A 9,400-nucleotide genomic window follows, 5' to 3' on the forward strand; every position below is an offset into this window, starting at 1 on the left:
GGCCCCGGCCGCCGGCCCCTCCCCGTTCCCTCATCCATGGAGCTCGCGTTGAGTGCGCTGATCATCGACACCGATCCCGGGCTGGACGACGCCCACGCCCTCGCCATGGCGCTGACCCCCTCGTCGAAGCGGCCCTCGGTCCCGGTGAGCGCGATCTGCACGGTCGCGGGCAACGTCGGTATCGACGCCGTGACCGGCAACGCGCGGTGGCTGCTGGGGGCCTTCGGAGACGAGGCGTCCCGCCCACCGGTCTACCGGGGGGCCGCCGGCCCCCTGGCCGGTGCCGTCGCGGACGCCGCGGACGTCCACGGTACGGACGGCCTCGGCGACATCCCCCGCTGGCCGGTGGCGGACATCGCGGAGGAGACCCTGCCCGCCGCTCTGGCCCTCACCGACACCGCGCGTCGCCGGCCGGGCGAGATCACGCTGGTCACGCTCGGCCCCCTCACGAACATCGCGCTCGCCCTCCGGCTGGAGCCGCGGCTGCCCCGCCTGCTGCGCCGGGTCGTCGTCATGGGCGGCGCCGTACGCGGCCACGGCAACCTCACGCTCAACGCCGAATTCAACATCGGTGCCGACCCCGTGGCCGCGGACCTGGTGTTCGCCAACTTCCCGGACGTCACGCTGGTCACCTGGGAGGCGACGATCAACCACCCCTTCGCGCGGGAGGAGTTCGACGCCTTCTTCCGAGGCGAGAGCGAGGCGGCCGTCAGCCTCCGACGCCTCGTGGACAACCGCTACCTCACCGATCCGGGCTACGGGCGGCGCTCCGCGTACTTCCGGGCGGACCCGCTCGCCATGGCCGTCGCCCTCGACCCCTCGGTCGTCACCCGCGTGATGCACCACCGCGTCTACGTCGGCTACGGGCCGGGAACTCTCGGACACGGTCTGACCGCCGTCGACTGGCGGGACACCCGCTCCGACCGGCCCGCGGCCACGATCGTGGAGGAGCTCGACCACGACCGCCTGCTCGAACTGCTCCGCGTCTGAACGGCCCCCGGGACCGCGAAGCCGCGCCCCCTACCCCAGCCCCTCCGCCCTCCACAACGCCGCCCCGCGCGGGGCGGCGACGCGATGCGCGTGCGTGGCCGGAGCACCTCACAGGAGAGAAGCATGAACACATCCCCGCAGACCCCCGAGCCGCTGAACCCCCTGCTGGACCTCGAGAAGGTGGCGCCCGGCACGCCCTCGCGCCTGGTCGCACAGCTCGCGTTCATCGCCGAGATCGACCGGCTGAAGTCCGTGCTGCGGCTGAGTCCCCTCCTCGCCGCCGACCGCCGGGAGAACGACGCCGAACACTCCTGGCACCTGGCGCTGATGGTCATGGTCCTCGCGGAGTACGCGAACGAGCCGATCGATGTGGAACACACCCTGAAGCTCGTGCTGGTGCACGACCTCGTGGAGATCTACGCGGGGGACACCTGCCTCTTCGACGACGACGCCAAGAAGGACCAGGCGCAACGCGAGGCCGCCGCGGCGAAGCGGCTGTTCGCCCTCCTGCCGGACGGCCAGGACGAGGCGTTCCACGCGCTGTGGGACGAGTTCGAGGCGCGACGTACTCCGGAGGCCAGGTTCGCCAAGGCCATGGACCGGCTGCAGCCGCTGCTGTTGAACGCCGGCAACGAAGGGGGAACATGGCGCGCCCCCGGCGTCACCGAGGCGCGCGTGCGCGAGCGCACCTCCGTCATCGCGGACGGTTCGCTGACGCTGTGGGACCTCACGCGGAAGCTGTTCGCCCATGGCGTGCGCGAGGGCTGGCTCGCACCGGGGCCCTGACGTCAGTACCTCCACCCTGACGTCAGCGCCTCCGCCGCATCCGAGCCGCCCCGGGCGGGTGCGCTGGAAGGCGGGCGTCCCCCGGACTATGGTGTTCGCGAACGTGCACGCCGTACCTGGAGGAGGAGCGCGATGTCCTCGAAGCGACGCCGGAAGAAGAAGGCCCGCCGCAAGAACGCCGCGAACCACGGGCGGCGCCCGCAGACCTGAGTGCGGCCACCCGCGGCCCTGACCCTGGCAACAAGCCTGGTCGGGGCCGTTTGCGTGCCGGGTGCCGCCACGCGACGGGAGCGGTGCGGCGCCTTTCGCGAGTGGAGTGGCGGCTTCTGCCGGTGCCTGAAGCCCCACGGCTTCCTACGGTGGGGAGCGGAGGCGGTCGACGGGACCGCCGGAGCGAAGGCGGAGATCATGCGCACTGCACTGGTGACCGGTGCCTCGTCCGGGATGGGCAAGGAGACGGCGAAGATGCTGCTCGACAAGGGGTTCGCGGTCTACGCCGTGGCCCGTCGCGTCGACCGCATGGCCGACCTGGAGAAGCTGGGTGCGGTCACGCTGCGCATGGACATCACCCGGGACGAGGACGTCCAGGCCGTCGTCGACCGCGTCACCGCCGAGCGCGGCGGTGTCGACGTGCTCGTGAACAACGCCGGCTTCGGCCTGTACGGCGCCGTCGAGGACACCGCCGTGGCCGACGCCCGGTACCAGTTCGAGGTCAACCTCTTCGGCCTGTCCCGGCTGACCCAGCTGGTCGTCCCGCACATGCGCGAGCAGGGCTACGGCAGGATCGTGAACGTGTCCTCCATCGGGGGCAAGATCTACACCCCCCTCGGTGCCTGGTACCACGCCACCAAGCACGCGCTGGAGGGCTGGTCCGACGCCCTGCGGCTGGAGCTCGCCCCGTTCGGCATCGACGTGGTGATCATCGAGCCGGGCTTGATCGAGACCGAGTTCGGGGACGTGACGGTGGAGCCGATGCTGAAGCGCTCGGGATCGTCGGCCTACGCCGGGCTGGCCGGGAAGGTGGCCTCCGCCACCCGTGCCAACTACGAGCCGGGGAAGGCCACCCCCGCCTCCCGGCTGGCCGAGGTGATCGTCGGATCGATCACGGCCCGGCGTCCCCGGACGCGTTACGTGGCGGGCAAGTACGGCAGGCCGCTGGTCACGCTGCGGAAGTGGCTGAGCGACCGGGCGTTCGACCGTGTCGTCATGCGTGCCCTCGGCGCCTAGGACAAGCGCCATGGCCGTCGACACCTTCGCGCTGGAACCCGCCCTGCGGGCGCTGCTGGCCGACCTCGGCGTCAGCCCGGCTCACGTGCTGCGCCGGGCGGGGCTGCCCGGCGACCTGTTCAACCGGGCCCCGGTGCGGCTGAGCGCCGGGCAGTACTTCGCGCTGTGGCGGGCGCTGGAGGCGGAGACGGACGACCCGGAGCTGCCGCTGACCATCGGGCGGGCGCTGTCCCCCGAGACCTTCGACCCGCCGCTGTTCGCCGCGCTGTGCAGCCCCGACCTGCGCACGGCCGCCCGCCGCATCGCTGTGCACAAGAAGCTGACGGCCCCCGTCTCGCTCCGCGTGGACGAGAGCGCGCACCGGCTCCGGGTCGTCTACGACTGGCCCGGGGGACTGGAGCCTCCGCCGCTGCTCGTGCTCACGGAGCTGGTCTTCTGGGCCGTGCTGGCCAGGACCGCCACCCGGACGCGGGTACGGCCGCTGCGCGTCACCACTCCGGAGCCGCCCGAGAGCATCGCCCCGTACCACGAGTTCTTCGGCGCCGCCGTCGAACGCGGCCCGCTGCAGTCCGTCACCTTCTCGGCGCGGGACGCGGAGCGGCCGTTCCTGACGGCCGACGAACGCATGTGGGACTTCTTCCAGCCGGAACTGCGGCGGCGGCTGTCGGAACTGGAGGCCGGAGCGACGACGGCGGACCGGGTACGCGCCGCCCTGCTGGAGCAGTTGCCCGCCGGCAGCGCCGCCATGGAGACGGCGGCCCGGACCCTGGCCGTCAGCACGCGCACCCTGCAGCGGCAGCTCAGGAGTGAGGGCACCACTTTCCAGGCCGTTCTCAACGACACCCGCGAGGCCCTGGCCCGCCACTACCTCACCCACTCGGGCCTGACGGTCCGGGAGATCTCCTTCCTGCTCGGCTACGAGGACCCCAACTCCTTCTACCGGGCCTTCCAGTCGTGGACCGGCCAGACCCCCGCCCAGGCGCAGGCCGAGGCGCTCTGACCCGGGGGAGGAGCATCCCGCGGGCCCCGGGACCGCCGGCCGGGTGGCGGTGAGCCGCGGCCGGCCGCCACGGCACCACCGAGCCCGCCCCCGGGCCCCGTCGGCGGCGTGCGGACGCCGGACCGAGGGGCCCCGCGGCCGTCCCGGTAGGGGCGGCACGCGGGGCGTGCTGTCCCCCGACGACGCGGTCGGCGTGCCTGACCGGGTACGTCGCGGGCGTCCGGTCTGCCACCCCCACCGGGGCTGCCGCCGGAGGCGCGGAACGGGAAGGGTCGGACACGCGGCCCCGGCCGCGCCGCGGACGACCGCCGGAGGGACGCATGCCCGACGCCGCAGAGCCGACTGTCCTCCCCCTGCCGCCCGGACCGGCGCCGCCCGGTTCACCGGCCGGCCGCGCCCCCGTGGCCACCGCCGTGGCGCGGGGCCGCCACCGACCGCCACGCCCCGATGGCCGGCCGGCGGTGCGAACGGCTGGAGCGCACGCCAGGACGCACACGAGGACGGAAGGAGCCACGCCATGGTGACGGCCATGGAGCAGCGGCGTGAAGCCGCCGCCGACCGCACACTCACCTATGACGACTACCTGGAGCTGACCACGCTCCTCGGGCTCCAGCGACCACTGAGCGCCCACCCGGACGAGCTGCACTTCATCGTCGTGCACCAGTCGATGGAGCTGTGGTTCAAGCTCCTCGCCCACGATCTGCGCCGGGTCGTCGCCTTCCTGGACGCCGACCGGCTCCCGGAGTGCTGCACGGTCATGCGCCGCGTCAACGACGTGATGACCGCGCTGCTGGCACAGATGCGCAGCCTGCGGGACCTGCCGCCGCACAGCTTCCACGCCTTCCGCGGTGTGCTCGGCCGGGCCAGCGGCTTCCAGTCCGCCCAGTTCCGCGAGGTGGAGGTGTGCTCGGGGCTGCGGGACGAGGGCTATCTGCGCGATCTGCGCGGCGTCTGCGGCGGAGTCCTGCCCGAGGCGGTCGTCCGGAACCTGGGCAGGCGCAGCGTCGCCGAGGCCCACCGGGAGGCGGCCCACCGTGCGGGCCTGTGCGACTGGGCCGCGCTGTACACCGACGAGGGCGCCGCCTCGCCGCTGTACGTCCTCAGCGAGCAGCTCATGGACTACGACGAGCTGTGGCTGCGGTGGCGCACCGAACACGTCGCCCTGGTGCTGCGTATGAACGGCGGCTCGGCCCGGGGTACCGCGGGGACCGAGATCGGATACCTGCAGCGCACCCTGCGTCACCGCTTCTTCCCCTACCTGTGGGAGTCGCGCGACACGCTCGCCGCCGACCCGGCCGGCGGGGACAACGAGCGGGGCGCACGTGCCGGGTGAACCCGGTCACGGCGCCTCCCAGGACCGGCAGACCCCGGAAGGAGAGACCGTATGGTCAACAGCGTGGTGATCGTCGGCGGCGGTACGGCGGGCTGGATGACGGCCACCTACCTGCGCGCCACCTTCGGCGAGCGGCTGCCCGTCACCCTCGTGGAGTCGGCCGACGTGCCCACCGTCGGAGTGGGCGAGGCGACCTTCAGCACCGTCCGGCACTTCTTCGACTACCTCGGCCTGGCCGAGCGGGAGTGGATGCCCTCCTGCAACGCCTCCTACAAGCTGGCGATCCGCTTCGAGAACTGGCGCGGCACGGGTGAGCACTTCTACCATCCGTTCGAACGTCTGCGGGTGGCGGACGGCTTCTCCCTCGCCGACTGGTGGCTCAAGACCGGTGGCCGCGACGGCCTGCGGTTCGACGAGGCCTGTTACGTGCTGCCCGCACTGTGCGAGGCCAAGCGCTCGCCCAAGCACGTCGACGGTGAGCTGTTCGAACGCGCACTGCACGACGGCGGGGACCGCCCGCGGCGCACGACGATGAGCGAGCAGGACACCCAGTTTCCCTACGCCTACCACTTCGACGCCGCCCAGCTCGCCGGCTTCCTGGCCGACTTCGGCACCCGGAACGGGGTGCGCCGCGTCCTCGACGACGTCGTGGAGGTGCGGCAGGACGAACGCGGCTGGATCTCCCACCTGGTCACCCGGGAGCACGGGGAGATCGGGGGCGACCTGTTCGTCGACTGCACCGGTTTCCGGGGCCTGCTGATCAACAAGACGCTCGGCGAGGAGTTCGAGTCCTTCCAGGACGTCCTGCCCAACGACCGCGCCGTGGCCCTGCGGGTGCCCACGGACGTCGAACGCGAGGGCATGGCCCCCTACACCACGGCGTCCGCCCGCGACAGCGGCTGGATCTGGACGATCCCCCTGTTCGGGAGAATCGGCACCGGGTACGTCTACTCCTCGCAGTACTGCTCCCCCGAGGAGGCCGAGAGGGAGCTGCGGGGGTTCGTCGGGCCCCGCGCGGAGGGGCTGGAGGCCAACCACATCCGGATGCGGATCGGCCGCAACCGGCGTTCCTGGGTGAAGAACTGCGTCGCGGTCGGGCTGTCCAGCGGTTTCGTCGAGCCGCTGGAGTCCACGGGGATCTTCTTCATCCAGCACGGCATCGAACAGCTCGTCAAGCACTTCCCCGGCGAGGACTGGGAACCGGCGCTGGCCGACGGCTACAACGACAGCGTCGCCCGCTGCATGGAGGGCGTGCGGGAGTTCCTCACCCTCCACTACCGGGCCGCGTCCCGCGCTGACACGCCCTACTGGAAGGCGACCAAGGAGCGGGAACTGCCCGAGGGAATGGCCGAGCGCCTGCGGGGGTGGGAGGCGCGCCTGCCCGACGGCGACTCCGTCTTCCCCTACTACCACGGCTTCGATCCCTATTCCTACGCGGTGATGCTGCTCGGTCTGGGACACCCGCCGGCCCGTACGCACCCGGCGCTCGACCTGTTGGACGGTGCCGAAGCCCGGCGGCAGTTCCAGGAGGTGCGGCGGCAGGCCGAGCGTCTGACCGCCGAACTGCCCAGCCAGTACGCGTACCTGGCGCAGCTTCACGGCTGACCTCCCGGCGGTGGGGCGGTGCCCGGAGCGACCAGCTCCGGGCACCGCCCCACCGCGCGGTCATCCGGCCTGTGGGAGCGTCACCGCTCGTACGCGGACGTCTCCGCGAGCCCGGACCAGTCGGCGAAGCGCCGCCGGCCGTACAACAGCGGGGCTCCGGGCCCGGTGATGACCTCCTCGACCGCCCCGATGACGACGGTGTGGTCGCCCGCCGGATGGGTGCGCAGCACCCGGCACTCGGCCGTCGCGTGGGCGTCCTCGGTCAGCCGCGGCACCCGGTACCGGGCCGTCGGCTCCCAGGCGACCCTGGAGAACCGGTCCGGTCCGGGGCCGGCGAACGTCTCGGCCGTGTTCCGGCCTCCGGCGTGCAGCAGGTTCACGGCGAACGCCGCGCTCTCGCGCAGTGCCCGCAGCGTGCCGCTCCGGTTGTCGACGCACACCAGCAGGCTCGGCGGGGTCAGGCCCACGCTGCACATCGACGTGCAGGTCAGCCCGCGCGGTGCGCCGGAGCCGTCCACCGTGGTCACCACGGCGACCCCGCTGGGAAAGCCGCTCATCAGCGAGCGGAAGGCGTCCGCGTCGGCCTGCCGCGGACGGCCGGGGTTCCGGTCGCGGGCCCCGGAAGGGCCGGTCCCTGTGCTCCGCATGAGGCCGCCTTTCGCAACGGGGATGAGGGGCGGTGCCGGCCGGGGCGGGAGCGTCGCAGCCGGTCCCCGGGCCGCCACCGTAGGAGGCGGGGGGCCCGCGGGCGACGGCCGGCCGGAGCGGCCGTGCGAGGGGTCCGTCCGAGCACTGCCCGGTCGGCCTCGCGCGCCGCTCGGCCGTCCGCCACCCGCCGTCACCTCAGGGCGCGGGCGCCGGGGTGATCCCCGCCTGGACGGCGACCACCGCGGCCACCGTGCGGTTGGGGCAGTTGAGCTTGGCCAGCACGTTGGAGACGTGGCGCTTGGCGCCGTGCTCGGAGATCCCGAGCCGCCGGGCGATCTGCTTGTTGCTCATCCCCTGGACCATCAGGGCGAGCACCTCCTCCTCCCGCGGGGTGAGCTGCGGTCCGCGGCTGCGGCGTTCCCCGGCCTTCACCACTGCCAGCAGTTCCCGCACGAGGTCCGGCGGCACGGGTATCTCACCGCGTTTGATCTCGGTGACCGCGTGGTACAGCGTGTCCGCGCTCAGCCCGGACTCCTGGACGAAACCGTCGACGGCCAGTCCGCTGGCCCGCCGGACGCTGTACCCGTCGACCGCGCTCAGCAGGAGCAGGACCTTGGACCCGGACCCCTGCGCCGTCCGGATCAACTCCCGGAGCGTGGGGGTCTCCAGGGACGCGGGCAGCAGCACGATGTCGGGTGAGAAGCGGCTGAGCATCTCGCCGAGCACGGCGGAGGAAGGGGCGACGCGTACGGAACCGACGTCGTTCATGTGCTCCAGCAGGTTCTCCAGGCCGCGCCTGACGACCTCGTCCTCGTGGAGGACCGCCACATCGAGCAGAAGCGGGGAGCGGTGGGGGAATTGCAGGTCCATGACATGGCAGTCGAGTACCTGTTCCTTCATCGACCAACCTCCTCAGCTGTTGGATCGACACTATGGGGGGCGGGTGCGGGGGCGGGGGAGCGCCGAACCGCACCGGCGGGGACGTTATAAGGCATGTCCAGCGGGTGGAAGATGTAACACCTGAAACATCGGCTTGCGTGCTAAACGTGGCGAAGTATCGTCACCGCGGCCCTGGCGCATTTCCCTGCCGCGGGCCGTCCCGTCGGCGGCGCGCTCCGCGAACTCTCCACCGCCGCGGCCCCCTTCTCTCCTGACCGCTTGGGCGGCACACCGGCCCGGCCTGCGGAAACGGTGGTTCTCACCCCGGGGGGTACCCGATGGGGCACCGTCCCCGGTGCCCCATCGGCCCCTCTGAAGGGGGCTGGGGCAGTGCGGACCGCTCGCGCATGCTGCTGGCCGGACCGCAACCTCGCGACGGGGATGACCATGAAACTCAGGACGATGCTCAAGTCCAAGATCCACCGGGCCACCGTCACCCGGGCCGACCTGCACTACGTGGGATCGCTGACGATCGACGCCGATCTCATGCGGGCCGCGGACCTGCTGCCCGGCGAACTGATCCACGTCGTCGACATCGACAACGGCGCACGTCTGGAGACGTATGTGATCGAGGGGCCCGCCGGGTCCGGGGTCATCGGCGTCAACGGCGCGGCGGCACGGCTCGTCCAGCCCGGCGACCTGATCATCATCATCGGGTACGCGCAGCTCTCCGAAGACGAGCTCACCGGCCACGAGCCCAAGGTGGTCTTCGTCAACGACAAGAACCAGCTGGCCGGGACGGGCGACGACCCGTCCAGCGCGCTGCCCGCGGACGGCACGGCAGCCGGGACCACGTCAGCGGACGGCCGGGGATCGGCCTGACCGCAGCCGGTTTCACCCCGACCGTGCCGTCGCCGCCGACGCGGCAGGAA

9 protein-coding genes are annotated in these 9,400 nt (G+C 72.4%); 7 read left to right on the plus strand and 2 right to left on the minus strand.

Annotation, left to right across the window (positions count from 1 at the left end):
- The first annotated feature begins 48 nt into the window (after positions 1-48).
- The 6 genes from O7609_RS22995 to O7609_RS23020 all read left to right on the plus strand — a co-directional run bounded on the left by O7609_RS22995 (position 49) and on the right by O7609_RS23020 (position 6,941).
- The gene (locus O7609_RS22995; RefSeq protein ID WP_269744160.1) at positions 49-990 is read left to right on the plus strand and encodes a nucleoside hydrolase; all 942 of its coding nucleotides are present in this window, start codon (positions 49-51) and stop codon (positions 988-990) included.
- Positions 991-1,113: 123 nt separating this feature from the next.
- Complete coding sequence (locus tag O7609_RS23000) at positions 1,114-1,776, plus strand: HD domain-containing protein (RefSeq protein ID WP_269735086.1); 663 nt, start codon at positions 1,114-1,116, stop codon at positions 1,774-1,776.
- A gap of 408 nt (positions 1,777-2,184) precedes the next feature.
- Complete coding sequence (locus O7609_RS23005; RefSeq protein WP_269735085.1) at positions 2,185-3,003, plus strand: oxidoreductase; 819 nt, start codon at positions 2,185-2,187, stop codon at positions 3,001-3,003.
- A gap of 10 nt (positions 3,004-3,013) precedes the next feature.
- Entirely contained in the window at positions 3,014-4,003 is a 990-nt protein-coding gene (locus O7609_RS23010) for an AraC family transcriptional regulator (RefSeq protein WP_269735084.1), read from the plus strand.
- A 517-nt stretch (positions 4,004-4,520) separates the two neighbouring features.
- Positions 4,521-5,336: a tryptophan 2,3-dioxygenase family protein gene (locus O7609_RS23015; RefSeq protein ID WP_269735083.1), complete on the plus strand. Its 816-nt coding sequence runs from the start codon at positions 4,521-4,523 to the stop codon at positions 5,334-5,336.
- Positions 5,337-5,387: 51 nt separating this feature from the next.
- Positions 5,388-6,941: a tryptophan halogenase family protein gene (locus tag O7609_RS23020; protein ID WP_269735082.1), complete on the plus strand. Its 1,554-nt coding sequence runs from the start codon at positions 5,388-5,390 to the stop codon at positions 6,939-6,941.
- An 80-nt stretch (positions 6,942-7,021) separates the two neighbouring features.
- On the opposite strand, the gene O7609_RS23025 is transcribed toward O7609_RS23020, so the two are convergent.
- The gene (locus O7609_RS23025; protein WP_269735081.1) at positions 7,022-7,588 is read right to left on the minus strand and encodes a flavin reductase family protein; all 567 of its coding nucleotides are present in this window, start codon (positions 7,586-7,588) and stop codon (positions 7,022-7,024) included.
- 196 nt (positions 7,589-7,784) lie between these two features.
- On the minus strand, positions 7,785-8,489 hold the full coding sequence (locus O7609_RS23030) for a response regulator transcription factor (RefSeq protein ID WP_269735080.1): 705 nt from the start codon (positions 8,487-8,489) through the stop codon (positions 7,785-7,787).
- A gap of 420 nt (positions 8,490-8,909) precedes the next feature.
- On the opposite strand from O7609_RS23030, the gene panD reads away from it, so the two are divergent.
- Positions 8,910-9,350, plus strand: coding sequence for an aspartate 1-decarboxylase (gene panD / locus O7609_RS23035; RefSeq protein WP_269735079.1), 441 nt, complete (start codon positions 8,910-8,912; stop codon positions 9,348-9,350).
- The last annotated feature ends 50 nt before the right edge of the window (positions 9,351-9,400 follow it).

The sequence above is a fragment of the Streptomyces sp. WMMC1477 genome (assembly GCF_027460245.1).
Taxonomy (GTDB): domain Bacteria; phylum Actinomycetota; class Actinomycetes; order Streptomycetales; family Streptomycetaceae; genus Streptomyces.